This window comes from Pseudomonas sp. D1-1 (assembly GCF_051132225.1).
GTDB lineage: Bacteria > Pseudomonadota > Gammaproteobacteria > Pseudomonadales > Pseudomonadaceae > Aquipseudomonas.
Window position 1 is genome coordinate 1,766,010 of sequence record NZ_CP071676.1, and the last position, 14,370, is coordinate 1,780,379.

The 14,370-nt window shown below is 61.2% G+C and carries 14 protein-coding genes; 12 read left to right on the top strand and 2 right to left on the bottom strand.

What is annotated here, in order from left to right; translation table 11 throughout:
* Positions 1-7 precede the first annotated feature (7 nt).
* Positions 8-598, top strand: a complete 591-nt coding sequence (locus J3P86_RS08005) for a nucleotidyltransferase family protein (protein ID WP_434699865.1) — start codon at positions 8-10, stop codon at positions 596-598.
* Between the two features lie 249 nt (positions 599-847).
* Here J3P86_RS08005 and rne read toward each other — a convergent pair whose 3' ends face one another.
* Positions 848-4,042, bottom strand: coding sequence for a ribonuclease E (gene rne, locus J3P86_RS08010; protein WP_434699867.1), 3,195 nt, complete (start codon positions 4,040-4,042; stop codon positions 848-850).
* 699 nt (positions 4,043-4,741) lie between these two features.
* Between rne and rluC the strand changes: the two genes are divergently transcribed.
* From rluC to J3P86_RS08025, 3 genes are read left to right on the top strand one after another with little or no spacing between them, the layout of a single operon-like run.
* Complete coding sequence (rluC, locus tag J3P86_RS08015; protein ID WP_434569359.1) at positions 4,742-5,698, top strand: 23S rRNA pseudouridine(955/2504/2580) synthase RluC; 957 nt, start codon at positions 4,742-4,744, stop codon at positions 5,696-5,698.
* Positions 5,688-6,350: an HAD-IIIA family hydrolase gene (locus J3P86_RS08020; protein WP_434569358.1), complete on the top strand. Its 663-nt coding sequence runs from the start codon at positions 5,688-5,690 to the stop codon at positions 6,348-6,350. Before rluC ends, J3P86_RS08020 begins: the two co-directional genes overlap by 11 nt.
* Positions 6,351-6,371: 21 nt before the next feature.
* The gene (locus J3P86_RS08025; protein WP_434699868.1) at positions 6,372-7,361 is read left to right on the top strand and encodes a S49 family peptidase; all 990 of its coding nucleotides are present in this window, start codon (positions 6,372-6,374) and stop codon (positions 7,359-7,361) included.
* 167 nt (positions 7,362-7,528) lie between these two features.
* Here the strand turns inward: J3P86_RS08025 and J3P86_RS08030 are convergent, their stop codons facing one another.
* Positions 7,529-8,107 (bottom strand): Maf family protein, encoded by a 579-nt coding sequence (locus J3P86_RS08030; protein ID WP_434699870.1) that lies wholly within the window; start codon positions 8,105-8,107, stop codon positions 7,529-7,531.
* A 105-nt stretch (positions 8,108-8,212) separates the two neighbouring features.
* Here J3P86_RS08030 and J3P86_RS08035 point away from each other — a divergent pair, with 105 nt between their 5' ends.
* The 8 genes from J3P86_RS08035 (at position 8,213) to pabC (ending at position 14,368) form a co-directional block, all read left to right on the top strand.
* Entirely contained in the window at positions 8,213-8,740 is a 528-nt protein-coding gene (locus J3P86_RS08035; RefSeq protein WP_003204262.1) for a YceD family protein, read from the top strand.
* A gap of 13 nt (positions 8,741-8,753) precedes the next feature.
* Positions 8,754-8,936 (top strand): 50S ribosomal protein L32, encoded by a 183-nt coding sequence (rpmF, locus tag J3P86_RS08040; RefSeq protein WP_003179396.1) that lies wholly within the window; start codon positions 8,754-8,756, stop codon positions 8,934-8,936.
* A 4-nt stretch (positions 8,937-8,940) separates the two neighbouring features.
* Complete coding sequence (plsX, locus tag J3P86_RS08045; RefSeq protein ID WP_434653208.1) at positions 8,941-9,951, top strand: phosphate acyltransferase PlsX; 1,011 nt, start codon at positions 8,941-8,943, stop codon at positions 9,949-9,951.
* 123 nt (positions 9,952-10,074) lie between these two features.
* Entirely contained in the window at positions 10,075-11,013 is a 939-nt protein-coding gene (fabD, locus tag J3P86_RS08050) for an ACP S-malonyltransferase (protein ID WP_434625165.1), read from the top strand.
* 15 nt (positions 11,014-11,028) lie between these two features.
* Positions 11,029-11,772, top strand: coding sequence for a 3-oxoacyl-ACP reductase FabG (gene fabG, locus J3P86_RS08055; RefSeq protein WP_018613558.1), 744 nt, complete (start codon positions 11,029-11,031; stop codon positions 11,770-11,772).
* A gap of 191 nt (positions 11,773-11,963) precedes the next feature.
* Complete coding sequence (gene acpP, locus J3P86_RS08060; RefSeq protein ID WP_003175607.1) at positions 11,964-12,200, top strand: acyl carrier protein; 237 nt, start codon at positions 11,964-11,966, stop codon at positions 12,198-12,200.
* 108 nt (positions 12,201-12,308) lie between these two features.
* Positions 12,309-13,553, top strand: coding sequence for a beta-ketoacyl-ACP synthase II (gene fabF, locus J3P86_RS08065; protein ID WP_305496054.1), 1,245 nt, complete (start codon positions 12,309-12,311; stop codon positions 13,551-13,553).
* The gene (pabC, locus tag J3P86_RS08070; protein WP_434699872.1) at positions 13,553-14,368 is read left to right on the top strand and encodes an aminodeoxychorismate lyase; all 816 of its coding nucleotides are present in this window, start codon (positions 13,553-13,555) and stop codon (positions 14,366-14,368) included. The genes fabF and pabC overlap by 1 nt, the downstream gene beginning before the upstream one ends.
* Positions 14,369-14,370: the final 2 nt, after the last annotated feature.

Below are 14,370 nucleotides of genomic sequence, written 5' to 3' on the forward strand. Positions count from 1 at the left end.
GAAGGGTATGTCTGAGTCCATTGGCGTGATCATCCTCGCGGCTGGCTCGGGCCGCCGTTTCCGCCAGGTCGCCGGGCCTGACAAGGACAAGCTGCTGACTGATTGCATAGGACGTGACGGCGCGGTGCGCTCGGTAATCGAACACGTGCTGGTCAATCTGCCGGCCTCGCTGGACAAGCGCGTGCTGGTCACCCGCAATGACCGTCCGCAGGCCATTCGCATGGCCCAGGCCTACGGATGCGATTTTATCGAGCTGGATTCGCCTGGCCTGGGCGACAGCATTGCCGCCGGCGTCCGGGCCTGTCCGGAGGTGGCTGGCTGGCTGATCGTGCTGGGCGACATGCCGTTTGTCCTGCCGTCGAGCATCGAAAATGTGGCGGCAGGGATTCGCGAGGATGGCATCAGCGTGCCGGTTCTTGCCGGGGAGTATGGGCATCCGGTGGGATTTGGTCGTGGGTTTGGCCCGCAGTTGATGGCGTTGTCCGGTGACCGTGGTGCGAAGGTGTTATTCGCCGGGGCGCAAGTCGTCGAGGTGTCGGTGGACGATCCTGGTGTGACCTGGGACATTGATGTGCCGGAGGCATTGATCTTCAGATAGATTTCTTGAAGGATTGTAAAATTTATGGTGGTTGCAATTCCCCTGTGGGAGCGAGCTTGCTCGCGAAAGCGGTCTGATATTCAACGGTGATGCAAGCTGATCCACCGCCTTCGCGAGCAAGCTCGCTCCCACATGGGTTTTTCAGCGGATATAAATCTCGTGCCAGGTTCTCATAGGGACCTGCAAATCGAAGGCATAAAAAAGCCCCGCCTGGCATCACCAGGCGGGGCTTTTTACTGGGCGGTGGAATCAGGCGTGAGGTTTAGGCTCGTGCTCTTTTTCCAGGGCTTCAGTGTGACGCGGAGCGACTTCTTCTTCAGCGGCGTGCTGAGGTTCGTCGATCACCGGGGCCGATTCAGTCGGGGCTTCAGCTACCGGGGCAAGGGCTGCCTCGGCGACTTCTTCCACGACCGGAGCCGGTTCGGCGGCAGGCGCTTGAGTGGCAGCTGCGGCGGCCAGTTCAGCTTCTTTCTGCAGACGCTCGGCTTCACGCTTGCGACGACGTACTTCGCGTGGATCGTTCGGGGCGCGGCCGTTAGGGGTCAGGGCACTGACCGGTGCAGGCGCTTCAACCGGGGCTGGGGCTTCGGCAACCACTGCTTCGGCAACCACAGGCGCTTCGACCATTGGCGCAGGCTCGACCACTTGCGGTTCGACGGTTACTACCGGCTCAGGTTCAGCAACCGGCGCTGGTGCGGCTGGCTCTGCGTTCCAGTTGAAAGCGGTCTGCTCTTCGCGTACTGGCTCTGGTGCGGTTTCCTCGGCAGGCATTTCAGCGGCTACCACCGGCTGCTCGACGACCGGGGCAGGCTCGGCGGCGGCTTCGGCTTGCGGCTCGGCTTCACGAACCGGTGCGAGTTCCACCTCTGGCGAAGCAGTGATTTCTACCGGAGTGGTCGCTTCGACAACTGGCGCTTCGACCGCTGCCTCTTCCACCGCAGCGGTGGCCCGTTCGGCCTGCTCGTGTGCCTGGGCCTCGGCTGGGGCGCTGATCGCGCTGCTGGCAACAGCCGCGGTGACGGCCAGGCCGGCGGCCAGGTCGGCAGCGCTAGGCGCTTCGGCGTTCTCGCCGGCGTCGGACTCTTCCGAGCCTTCGATCACGTTGCCGTTGGCATCGCGTTGGCGCTCGCGACGGTTGCTGCGACGACGCTGGCCGCGGGAGCGACGACGTGGACGATCGCCCTCGGCGCTGTCCTGACCGTCTTCCTGCAACTGCTCTTCGGTGTTCAGTACTTCCTCTTCGCTGGCTTCGGCGGCTGCCTGCTCGGCGCGCGGCTGACGCTCTTCACGCGGCGGACGCGGTGCACGCTCTTCGCGAGGCTGGCGAGCCGGGCGTTCTGCTGCCGGAGTCGCAGGCGTCGCAGCAACAGCCGGTGCGGCGTCCAGAGGCTCGCGCAATTCGCGAACACGTTCTTCACGCTCGCCACGCGGCTTGCGATCTTCACGTGGTGCGCGTGGCTGGCGCTCTTCGCGAGGCGGACGTGGTGCGCGTTCTTCGCGGGCTACCGCTGGAACTTCCTCACGGGCTTCGCGTGGTTGACGCTCTTCACGCGGCTCACGGGGTGCGCGCTCTTCACGCGGAGCACGTTCTTCGCGCGGCTTGCGCTCTTCGTCGCGACGACCGTTGCGGTTGCGGGTCTGCTGGCGACCGTTGCGGCGTTCTTCGTTGCGGGCCGGACGCTCGGTAGCGGCAGGCTTGGCGACAACGGCCGGGGCGGCAGGCTCTTCCTTGGTGGCGAACAGGCTGACCAGGGACTTCACCAAGCCTTTGAACAGGCTAGGTTCCGGGGCTGCGGCTGGGGCGGCAACCGGTGCGGCGGCTTCGGTCGGGACCGGAGCGTTGGCACGGGCCGGCGCGGTCTTGACCGCTGCCTCCTGGCGAACCAGGGTGCGGGTGGCGGCAGCTGGCTGGACGTCTTCGACTTCGGCGGCGGCCGCGGCGATTTCGTAGCTGGACTGGTTGGTGTGGGCCTCGGGGCTGTCATCACGCAGGCGCTGCACTTCGAAGTGCGGCGTCTCGAGGTGGTCGTTCGGCAGGATCACAATGCGGGCGCGGGTGCGCAGTTCGATCTTGGTGATCGAGTTGCGTTTTTCGTTGAGCAGGAACGCGGCCACCGGGATCGGCACCTGGGCACGAACTTCAGCGGTGCGGTCCTTCAGGGCTTCTTCTTCGATCAGGCGAAGGATCGCCAGGGACAACGACTCGACGTCACGGATGATGCCGGTGCCGTTGCAGCGCGGGCAAACGATGCCGCTGCTTTCGCCCAGGGATGGACGCAGGCGCTGACGGGACATTTCCAGCAGGCCGAAGCGCGAGATACGACCGACCTGTACGCGGGCACGGTCGGCTTCCAGGCATTCACGGACCTTTTCTTCCACGGCGCGCTGGTTCTTGGCCGGGGTCATGTCGATGAAGTCGATGACGATCAGGCCGCCGATGTCGCGCAGGCGCAACTGGCGGGCGATTTCTTCGGCGGCTTCAAGGTTGGTCTGCAGGGCGGTTTCTTCGATGTCGCTGCCTTTGGTGGCGCGCGCCGAGTTGATGTCGATGGACACCAGGGCTTCGGTCGGGTCGATGACGATGGAGCCGCCCGACGGCAGTTCGACGACGCGCTGGAAGGCGGTCTCGATCTGGCTTTCGATCTGGAAACGATTGAACAGCGGAACGCTGTCTTCGTAGAGCTTGATCTTGCTGGCGTACTGCGGCATCACCTGGCGAATGAAGGTCAGGGCTTCGTCCTGGGCTTCGACGCTGTCGATCAGCACTTCGCCGATGTCCTGGCGCAGGTAGTCGCGGATGGCGCGGATGATCACGTTGCTTTCCTGGTAGATCAGGAAAGGTGCGGAACGATCCAGCGAGGCTTCCTTGATCGCGGTCCAGAGTTGCAGCAGGTAGTCGAGGTCCCACTGCATTTCTTCGCTGCTGCGGCCCAGGCCGGCAGTGCGCACGATCAGGCCCATGTCGGCGGGTGCGACCAGGCCGTTCAGGGCTTCGCGCAGTTCGTTGCGCTCTTCGCCTTCGATGCGGCGGGAGATACCGCCGGCACGTGGGTTGTTCGGCATCAGGACCAGGTAGCGGCCGGCGAGGCTGATGAAGGTGGTCAGGGCGGCGCCCTTGTTGCCACGTTCTTCTTTTTCGACCTGGACGATGACTTCCTGGCCTTCGCTCAGGACGTCCTTGATGTTGACGCGGCCTTCGGGGGCCTTCTTGAAGTATTCGCGGGAGATTTCTTTGAGGGGCAGGAAGCCGTGGCGCTCGGAGCCGAAATCGACAAAGGCAGCCTCAAGGCTTGGTTCGATGCGAGTAATCCGGCCTTTATAGATGTTGGCCTTCTTCTGCTCGCGTGCACCGGATTCGATATCCAGGTCGTAGAGGCGCTGGCCGTCTACCAGTGCAACACGCAACTCTTCGGGTTGAGTTGCGTTAATCAGCATTCTTTTCATGTAGTACCGTCGGTTTCCGGGCTGCCGGAAACGGCGTTCGGCACACACGACTTCTCACGGTCGGTGTCAGGTGCGTCCTGGCGATGGCGGGGCCATTCCAGTGTCCAGCGAGTTCGACCCAATGATGGCGAAGTCGCGACGGACGCGTCCTGCTTGCTGGTACTCAAGCACTCAGTCAGGAGGAGGAATCAACCGGCGCCTGTGGACGAGATGAAGCGTCTAAATATAAGCCTAGTGCTACACAGTCCGACGGTTGTACATCTCCACCCTACACGTATCCCTGATAATTCGGGTGCTGCCGCGCGCAGAATCCGCAGCGGGTTGGCATTTACCGTGAGCTCCGGAAGGGGAGGTCACGCATCATGGCTCATTTAGGCGTTGTTTCCGAAGCTCTCGCTCGGGGTCGTCTGCGGGCGACTGCACTTTGTGAACTGGCCGTGAATGTGGCGCGCAAGGCGAGTCAAGACTCTGCTTTGCGGCGTATTTCAGGCCTCATGTCACCTGCGCTCGTTACACCTGCGAACTCTACCGTTACGTAGCAAGAGCCCCGTAGGACGGCCTCTCGTCCTCGTGAATTGCGTTGGTCAGGGCCGGTTTTTGACCGCTGGTCCGCTGTCCAGCCACTTTTGGCGGCGTTCGCGACTATAGCAGCAATGATTAAGTGCTTCAATTCCATAAAAAATTGTTATCATCGCCGCCATGACAACTACTGCCCCTTCGACCCCAGGCGTTCAACTGCTTGAGGTCTCGCCGGAATATGCCGGCCAACGAATTGATAATTTCCTGCTTGCCCGGCTCAAAGGCGTGCCCAAGACCTTGATCTATCGCATTTTGCGCAAAGGCGAAGTGCGGGTGAACAAAGGTCGGATCAAGCCCGAATACAAGCTCCAGGCGGGCGACGTCGTGCGCGTACCGCCGGTTCGCGTGCCCGAGCGCGATGAGCCGGTGCCACTGGCGCAAGGTTTGTTGCAACGCCTGGAAGCCGCCATCGTCTTCGAAGACAAGGCGCTGATCGTGGTCAACAAGCCCGCGGGCATCGCGGTCCACGGCGGCAGCGGCCTGAATTTCGGCGTGATCGAAGCCTTCCGTCAGCTGCGTCCCGATGCCAAGGAGCTGGAGCTGGTCCATCGTCTGGATCGGGACACCTCCGGGCTGTTGATGATTGCCAAGAAGCGCAGCATGTTGCGCCATCTGCACGAACAGTTGCGCGGCGATGGCGTCGACAAGCGCTACATGGCGCTGGTGCGCGGTCGTTGGGAAACATCCGTCAAGCAGGTCCGCGCGCCGCTGCTCAAGAGCAACCTGCGCTCCGGCGAGCGCATGGTGGAAGTCAACGAAGAAGGCAAGGAAGCGCTGACCGTGTTCAAGGTGCTGCGCCGTTTCGGCGACTTCGCCACCATGGTCGAGGCCAAGCCGGTCACTGGGCGGACCCACCAGATCCGCGTCCACACCCTGCATGCCGGGCATTGCATTGCCGGTGACAGCAAGTACGGGGACGATGACTTCAGCAAGGAAATCCGTGACCTGGGCGGCAAGCGCCTGTTCCTTCATGCCTACATGCTGACCGTGCCGTTGCCGGACGGCGGCGAGCTGAAATTGCAGGCCCCCGTGGATGACATGTGGGCCAAGACCGTGGAGCGGTTGAGTGCATCCTGACTACAAGCTGCTGATATTTGATTGGGACGGCACTCTGGCCAACTCCATCGGTCGGATTGTCGAGTCGATGCACGTCGCGTCGGACCGAACGGGTTTTGCTCGGCGGGATGATTTTGCGGTGAAGGGCATTATCGGTCTTGGGCTGCCGGAAGCGATTCGCAGCCTGTACCCGGAAATCGCTGATGATGAGTTGAGCGTTTTTCGCCAGCATTATGCCGACCACTACATCGCGCTGGAGGCCGAGCCTTCGCCGCTGTTCGACGGCGTGGCCGACACGCTCCAGGCCCTGCGGGAAGAGGGCTATCACCTGGCTGTCGCGACCGGCAAGGCTCGACGCGGGCTGGATCGGGTGCTGAAGTCCCATGGCTGGGACGATTATTTCGACATCACCCGCGCCGCCGACGAAACCGCCAGCAAGCCGCATCCGCTGATGCTTGAGCAAATCCTGGCCCACTGTAATGTGCGGCCCGAGCAGGCGCTGATGGTCGGGGATTCGTCGTTCGACCTGCAGATGGCGCGTAATGCCGGCATGGGCTCTGTCGCTGTCAGTTATGGCGCTCAGACGATCGAGGCGCTTCGGGCGTTTGAACCGTGCCTGGCGATTGACCATTTTCCCGAATTGCACGCGTGGCTGAGCCAGCGTGCCGGTTGACGTTTTGATGGGGATGCATGCATGACCGATGAATGGAAAGCACCGGCCAAGGCAGATGCCGAGAGCGGTGATGGAAAAAGCTGGAAGCTGTTGGAAAAGACTCTGTTGGCCGGTGTGCAAGAGCAGCGTCGGTCGCGTCGCTGGGGGATCTTCTTCAAGCTGCTGACCTTTGTTTATCTTTTCGTTGCGCTGCTGCTGTTTACGCCGTTGATGAGTATCGAAAAGGGTGCGGTCAGTGGTTCGGCGTATACCGCGTTGATCGACGTTGAAGGAGTGATCGCCGACAAGGAGCCAGCCAGTGCGGATAACATCGTCGGCAGTCTGCGGGCTGCCTTCGAAGATCCGAAGGTCAAGGGCGTGGTGCTGCGCATCAACAGCCCGGGCGGCAGTCCGGTGCAGTCGGGTTACGTCTACGACGAGATCGTCCGGTTGCGCGCGCTTCACCCGAACACCAAGGTCTATGCAGTCATCGCCGATCTCGGCGCGTCGGGTGCCTATTACATTGCCAGCGCTGCGGACCAGATCTATGCCGACAAGGCCAGCCTGGTCGGCTCCATTGGCGTGACGGCGGCCGGTTATGGTTTTGTCGGGACCATGGAGAAGCTCGGTGTGGAGCGGCGGGTCTATACCTCTGGCGAGCACAAGTCGTTCCTTGATCCGTTCCAGCCGCAAAAGCCTGAAGAAACCGCGTTCTGGCAGGGCGTACTCGACACGACTCACAAGCAATTCATTGCCAGCGTCAAGAAAGGCCGCGGCGAGCGCTTGAAGGACAAGGAACATCCGGAATTGTTTTCCGGGTTGGTCTGGTCCGGGGAGCAGGCTTTGCCGCTGGGCCTGATCGATGGCCTGGGCAGCGCCAGTTCGGTGGCTCGGGATGTGATCGGTCAGAAGGACCTGGTGGACTTCACCATCGAAGAATCGCCGTTTGACCGCTTCTCGAAGAAGCTGGGCGCAAGCATCGCCGAGCATCTGGCGATGTGGATGGGCTTCCAGGGCCCGGCGTTGCGCTAGGCTTCTTGCGCTCTGGTTGGCGGGGCCCCTGTGGCGAGGGGATTTATCCCCGTTGGGGCGCGGAGCGACCCTGAAGGTTGACGCCTCGGTGCATCAGATCGATTGAGGGGGCTGCTCCGCAGCCCAGCGGGGATAAACCCCTCGCCACAAATGGGTTGTCTGGGGTTTCAGGGAACCTCCACACCCTCAACTAGCAACATGTCCACAAGACGAATCAGCGGCAGGCCGACCAGGCTGGTGGCGTCCGGCCCTTCGGTGCGCTGGAACAGGCTCACGCCCAGGCCTTCGGCCTTGAAGCTGCCGGCGCAGTCGTACGGTTGCTCGGTGCGCAGATAGCGCTCCACGCGAGCCTGATCCAATGTCCGCATGGTTACGGTAAACGGAACGCAATCGACCTGGCAGGCGCCGGTCTGGCTGTTGAGTAGTGCCAGGCCGGTCAGGAAGGTTACCTTGGTCCCGCTGGCGGCCAGCAGTTGCTCGCGGGCGTTCTCGAAGGTGTGGGGCTTGCCCAGGATGCGCTCTCCGATCACGGCGACCTGGTCCGAGCCAATGATCAGGTGTGCCGGGTAACGGTCCGCCAGGGCGAAGGTTTTTTCCCGGGCCAGGCGTTTCACCAGTTCGAGCGCGGCCTCGCCGGCGCGATGGCTTTCGTCGATGTCCGGTGAGTCGCAGACGAACGGCAGCCCCAGGCGGGCAAGCAGTTCCCGACGGTAGACCGAGCTTGAGGCAAGTAATAAAGGCAGCATTGGCGTCTCCAGGAGGCAGGAGAGGATTCTAGCGAGGCGTGCAAGTGACGGACAGGGCTGAATTTCCTTTGACATGGCCCGGTGCATCCCTATAATGCTGCGCCTATGTTGAATGACCCGATTCCACCTCACGTTGACCCGCGCAAATTGGCTGACCGTGGCACCACCCTTCAAGGTGAATTGCTGCTGGCCGATTTGAAGAGACTCTGCGACCCGCTTTCCGACGATGTCGGTACGGTCCAGGCCAAATTCGTTTTTGAACGAGATGAACGTAAATCTGTGGTGATCCACAGCTTTATCGACACTGAAGTCAAAATGGTTTGCCAGCGTTGTCTTGAGCTGGTCACCCTGCCGATCCACAGCGAATGCAGTTACGCCGTGGTGAAGGAGGGTGCGAATACCCAGTCGTTGCCGAAAGGTTATGACGTGCTGGAACTGGGCGAAGATCCATTGGATCTGCAGTCACTGATCGAGGAGGAGCTTCTGCTCGCCTTGCCCATTGTGCCTGCTCATCATCCGGAAGAATGCCAGCAGCCGGCGGGAGCAGATGAGCCCGAACCGAGCGAGGACGAGGTAACGCGGTCCAACCCGTTCAGTGTATTGGCGCAGTTAAAGCGTGACCCAAACGTTTAGGAGTTAATCAATTATGGCTGTTCAGCAGAACAAAAAATCCCGCTCTGCCCGTGACATGCGCCGTTCGCACGACGCTCTCGAGGCTAGCACCCTGTCTGTAGAAAAAACCACCGGTGAAGTTCACCTGCGTCACCACGTATCGCCAGAAGGCGTATACCGTGGCCGTAAAGTGATCGACAAGGGCGCCGACGAGTAATCACTTGTCCGCTCAAGTCATCGCAATTGACGCAATGGGCGGGGACTTCGGTCCCCGCAGCATTGTCCAGGCCAGCCTCGCTTGCCTGAATGCTACGCCCTCGCTGCACCTGACCCTCGTCGGTCAACCCTCCCTCCTGGAAGAATTGCTCAGTGGCTATCCCGCTGCGGATCGCGCGCGCCTGACGATTACCCCGGCGTCCGAAGTCATCGCCATGGACGAGAAGCCTGCCCAGGCTCTGCGCGGCAAGCCCGACGCCTCGATGCGCGTGGCATTGGAGCTGTTGCGCGACGACAAGGTCCAGGCGTGTGTCAGTGCGGGTAATACCGGGGCGTTGATGGCGCTGTCCCGCTACGTGCTGAAAACCCTGCCGGGGATCGATCGGCCCGCCATGGTCGCGGCGATCCCGACCCAGCGCGGTTTCTGCCAGCTATTGGACCTGGGCGCCAATGTCGACTGCAGCGCCGAGCATTTGCTGCAGTTCGCGGTGATGGGCTCGGTCGCGGCTGAAACCCTCGGCATCGCTCGCCCTCGCGTGGCACTGCTGAATATCGGCACCGAAGACATCAAGGGTAATCAGCAGGTCAAGCTCGCGGCCACATTGTTGCAAAGCGCCCGGGGCATCAATTACATCGGTTTTGTCGAGGGTGACGGGCTATATCGCGGCGAGGCGGACGTGGTGGTATGCGACGGTTTTGTCGGCAATATCCTGCTCAAGTCCAGCGAAGGCCTGGCGACCATGATTGGCGGCCGCATCGAGGCCCTGTTCAAGCAGAGCCTGGCTTCCAGGGCGGTGGGTGCGCTGGCATTGCCGCTGATGCGTCGTCTGCAGGCGGATCTGGCCCCGGCGCGGCACAATGGTGCGAGTTTTCTCGGGCTGCAGGGCATCGTGATCAAGAGTCATGGTTCGGCTGGGGTGCAGGGCTTTCAGAGTGCAATCAACCGGGCGGTGATTGAAATCGAGGAAAACCTGCCTGAGCGCCTGCATGGCCGTCTTGAAGATTTGTTAACTTAGGCGTTTTCGTCCGACAATGCTTAAATGTGACCGGTCGGTTCAACCCGCCATCCAACTGTCAGTTTCCTAGCGCCCCCAGGGGCGTCAATTTTTGACGACAAGATCATTAGGGGCTTTGTTTTCATGTCTGCTTCCCTCGCATTCGTCTTTCCAGGACAGGGCTCGCAGTCCCTCGGCATGCTGGCCGAGCTGGGCGCGCAATACCCGTTGATCCTGGAAACATTCAAAGAAGCATCCGATGCACTCGGCTACGACTTGTGGGCACTGACCCAGCAAGGGCCGGAAGAGCAACTTAACCAGACCGACAAGACCCAACCCGCGATCCTGACCGCCTCCATTGCGCTGTGGCGCTTGTGGCTGGCTGAAGGCGGCGCGCGTCCGGCGTTTGTCGCCGGTCACAGCCTGGGTGAGTACAGCGCCCTGGTGGCGGCTGGCAGCCTGAGCCTTGGCGACGCGGTCAAGCTGGTGGAACGGCGTGGCCAGTTGATGCAGGAAGCGGTTCCGGCCGGGCAGGGTGGCATGGCCGCTATCCTCGGCCTGGAAGACGCCGATGTGTTGGCAGCCTGTGCCGAAGCGGCGCAAGGCGATGTGGTCAGCGCGGTGAATTTCAATTCGCCGGGCCAGGTGGTCATTGCCGGCGCCAAGGCGGCTGTCGAGCGCGCGATCGAAGGTTGCAAGGCCCGTGGCGCCAAGCGCGCGATGCCCTTGCCGGTCAGCGTTCCGTCGCACTGCGAGCTGATGCGCCCGGCCGCCGAGCGGTTTGCCGAATCCATCGCCGCCATCGACTGGCAGGCGCCGCAGATTCCCGTGGTTCAGAATGTCAGCGCCAACGTGGCGCCGGATCTCGAGACCCTCAAGCGCGATCTGCTGGAACAACTCTACAAGCCGGTTCGCTGGGTCGAATCGGTACAGACCCTGGCAGCCAAGGGCGCGACCGAACTGGTCGAGTGCGGCCCTGGCAAGGTGCTGGCAGGTCTGAACAAACGCTGCGCCGAAGGCGTGTCGACTTCCAATCTCAACACCCCAGACGCTTTCGCTGCCGCTCGTGCAGCGCAAGCCTGAACAGGAGAAGCTTGCATGAGTCTGCAAGGTAAAGTTGCACTGGTGACCGGTGCAAGCCGCGGCATCGGCCAGGCTATCGCACTGGAATTGGGTCGCCAAGGCGCCATTGTCATTGGCACCGCGACTTCCGCTTCAGGCGCCGAGCGTATCGCCGCGACCTTGAAGGAAAACGGCATCCAAGGCACCGGCCTTGAGCTGAATGTCACCAGCGACGAATCTGTTGCGGCGGTTCTGGCAAGCATCCAGGAGCAGTTCGGCGCTCCGGCGATCCTGGTCAATAATGCCGGCATCACTCGCGATAACCTGATGATGCGCATGAAAGATGACGAATGGTTCGATGTGGTCGATACCAACTTGAACAGCCTGTATCGGCTGTCCAAGGGCGTTCTGCGTGGCATGACCAAGGCCCGTTGGGGCCGAATTATCAGTATCGGCTCGGTTGTGGGTGCCATGGGCAACGCTGGCCAAGTAAACTATGCTGCGGCTAAAGCCGGCCTGGAAGGTTTCAGCCGTGCGCTGGCACGGGAAGTCGGTTCGCGCTCGATTACGGTAAACTCGGTTGCACCGGGTTTCATCGACACCGACATGACCCGCGAACTGCCGGAAGCACAGCGTGAAGCTTTGTTGACACAGATTCCGCTGGGCCGTCTGGGGCAAGCTCAAGAAATCGCGTCCGTGGTCGCTTTTCTTGCTTCGGACGGTGCGGCATACGTGACTGGGGCTACAATCCCGGTAAACGGCGGGATGTACATGAGTTAAATGTGACGGATTGCTTCAAAAAAATGTCATACGAGCTGTCTAAAATCCGTTATAAAGCTGCAATCTATTTATAGGCGGCGGGCCCCAGGGTTCGAGGAGTGAAGCTTTCGGTTGAAAAACCGAAAAGTCTTTCTATACACTTACCCACCGGCCAGCTGCCTGAATTTGTCCATTAGGAGTGAAAACAAGGTATGAGCACCATCGAAGAGCGCGTCAAGAAAATCGTTGCCGAGCAACTGGGCGTTAAAGAAGAAGAAGTTGTGAACACCGCTTCCTTCGTCGAAGACCTGGGTGCCGACTCCCTTGACACCGTTGAGCTGGTGATGGCTCTGGAAGAGGAATTCGAGACCGAGATTCCTGACGAAGAAGCTGAAAAGATCACTACTGTACAAGCTGCTATCGACTACGTTACCAGCCACCAGGCGTAATCGTATTCAGTCGTCGCTAGCTGTCATGGAAAAACCGCACTGCCATTTCGGCGTGCGGTTTTTTCTTTAGGCCTGATGCAAAGTCGTCATTTGAAAAAGGAGAGTGCTGTGTCGCGTAGACGCGTCGTAGTCACCGGTATGGGTATGTTGTCGCCACTGGGCACGGATGTGCCGAGCAGCTGGCAGGGCATTCTGGCTGGCCGTAGTGGCATTGGTCTGATCGAACACACCGACCTTTCTGCCTATTCCACCCGTTTTGGCGGCTCGGTAAAGGGTTTCAATGTCGAGGAATACCTGTCGGTCAAGGAAGCCCGCAAGCTTGACCTGTTCATTCAATACGGCCTGGCAGCCGGTTTCCAGGCGGTGCGCAATGCCGGGCTGGAAGTCACCGACGCCAACCGTGAGCGCATCGGCGTGGCCATGGGTTCGGGTATTGGCGGCTTGACCAATATCGAAGAAACCAGCCGTACGCTGCATGATTCCGGGCCGCGGCGTATTTCGCCGTTTTTCGTGCCGGGCTCGATCATCAATATGATTTCCGGTTTCCTGTCCATCCACCTTGGTGCACAGGGACCCAACTACGCCATCGCTACTGCCTGCACCACGGGCACGCACTGCATCGGCATGGCCGCGCGCAACATCATGTACGACGAAGCTGACGTGATGATTGCCGGTGGCGCCGAAATGGCCGCCTGCGGCCTCGGCATGGGCGGTTTCGGCGCGTCCCGTGCGCTGTCGACCCGCAACGATGAGCCGGACCGGGCTAGCCGCCCGTGGGACAAGGGCCGCGATGGTTTCGTACTGTCGGACGGTGCCGGTGCGCTGGTGCTCGAAGAACTTGAGCACGCCAAGGCTCGTGGCGCGACCATCTATGCCGAACTGATCGGCTTCGGTACCAGCGGCGATGCGTTCCACATGACGTCGCCACCGGCCGATGGCGCCGGTGCGGCCCGTTGCATCACCAATGCCTTGCGCGACGCCAAGCTCAATCCAGGGCAGGTGCAGTACATCAACGCCCATGGTACGTCGACCCCGGCCGGCGATCTGGCCGAAGCCCAGGCCATCAAGACGGTGTTTGGCGACCACGCCTACAAACTGGCTGTCAGCTCGACCAAATCGATGACCGGCCACCTGTTGGGCGCGGCAGGTGCGGTGGAAGCGATCTTCAGCGTACTGGCGATCAACAGCCAGGTGGCGCCGCCGACCATCAACCTTGATGAGCCGGACGAGGGCTGCGACCTCGACTTCGTGCCACATACCGCCCGCAGCATGGACATCGACGTCGTGTTGTCCAATTCCTTCGGCTTCGGCGGGACCAACGGCTCGCTGGTGTTTCGCCGGTTCGCCGGTTGATGGAAAGCTGGGTCGACGGTCAGCCGGCTGACGCTCTGTCGCTGAAAGATCGCGGCCTGGCCTACGGTGATGGGTTGTTCGAAACCATCGCCGTGCGGGACGGTAAGCTCGTTCTGCTTGAGGGGCATCTGCAACGCCTCGCGTTGGGATGCCGACGGTTGGCAATCAGTGCCGATTGGGCGGTATTGAATGCAGAACTGCAAGCCTATGCGCAGCAGCTCGGCGATGGCGTTCTGAAACTGATCGTGACCCGTGGCGACAGTCTGCGGGGCTATGCCGCCAATCCTTCAGCCCAGGCCCGCCGCATCTTGCAGGGCAGCCCGCCGGCGGCCTATCCACTGGCCCATGCCGAGCAAGGCGTTCAGCTGTTTCCTTGCACTACACGCCTGTCCGAGCAACCGTTGCTCGCCGGCCTCAAACACCTCAATCGCCTTGAACAAGTGCTGGCCCGCGCCGAGTGGAGCGACACCGAGCATGCCGAAGGCTTGATGCTGGATATGTCCGGGCGGGTGATCGAAGGCGTGTTCAGTAATCTGTTCACGGTGCACGACGGAGCGCTGATCACGGCGGATCTGAGCCGTTGTGGTGTCGCCGGGGTGATGCGTGGGCAATTATTGTTTCAAGCCGAGTCTGATGGCATCGCTACTCAGGTCACCAATATCCGCCTCGAACAGCTGCACCAGGCCGACGAGGTCTTTGTCTGCAACAGCGTTTATGGCGTGTGGCCGGTACGCGGATGCGGTTCGGCGCGCTGGTCGGTTGGCCCGCTCACCCGTAAACTGCAGACCCTTGCCCGTGCGCTATTGGATGCTTGATT

Excerpts from the sequence above, each read along its gene's own strand:
- J3P86_RS08035 (WP_003204262.1), top strand. The coding sequence starts at position 8,213 with ATGTTGAATGACCCGATTCCACCTCACGTTGACCCGCGCAAATTGGCT.
- J3P86_RS08025 (WP_434699868.1), top strand. The coding sequence starts at position 6,372 with ATGACCGATGAATGGAAAGCACCGGCCAAGGCAGATGCCGAGAGCGGT.
- acpP (WP_003175607.1), top strand. The coding sequence starts at position 11,964 with ATGAGCACCATCGAAGAGCGCGTCAAGAAAATCGTTGCCGAGCAACTG.
- rpmF (WP_003179396.1), top strand. The coding sequence starts at position 8,754 with ATGGCTGTTCAGCAGAACAAAAAATCCCGCTCTGCCCGTGACATGCGC.
- J3P86_RS08005 (WP_434699865.1), top strand. The coding sequence starts at position 8 with ATGTCTGAGTCCATTGGCGTGATCATCCTCGCGGCTGGCTCGGGCCGC.
- pabC (WP_434699872.1), top strand. The coding sequence starts at position 13,553 with ATGGAAAGCTGGGTCGACGGTCAGCCGGCTGACGCTCTGTCGCTGAAA.
- rluC (WP_434569359.1), top strand. The coding sequence starts at position 4,742 with ATGACAACTACTGCCCCTTCGACCCCAGGCGTTCAACTGCTTGAGGTC.
- fabG (WP_018613558.1), top strand. The coding sequence starts at position 11,029 with ATGAGTCTGCAAGGTAAAGTTGCACTGGTGACCGGTGCAAGCCGCGGC.
- J3P86_RS08030 (WP_434699870.1), bottom strand. The coding sequence starts at position 8,107 with ATGCTGCCTTTATTACTTGCCTCAAGCTCGGTCTACCGTCGGGAACTG.
- rne (WP_434699867.1), bottom strand. The coding sequence starts at position 4,042 with ATGAAAAGAATGCTGATTAACGCAACTCAACCCGAAGAGTTGCGTGTT.
- fabD (WP_434625165.1), top strand. The coding sequence starts at position 10,075 with ATGTCTGCTTCCCTCGCATTCGTCTTTCCAGGACAGGGCTCGCAGTCC.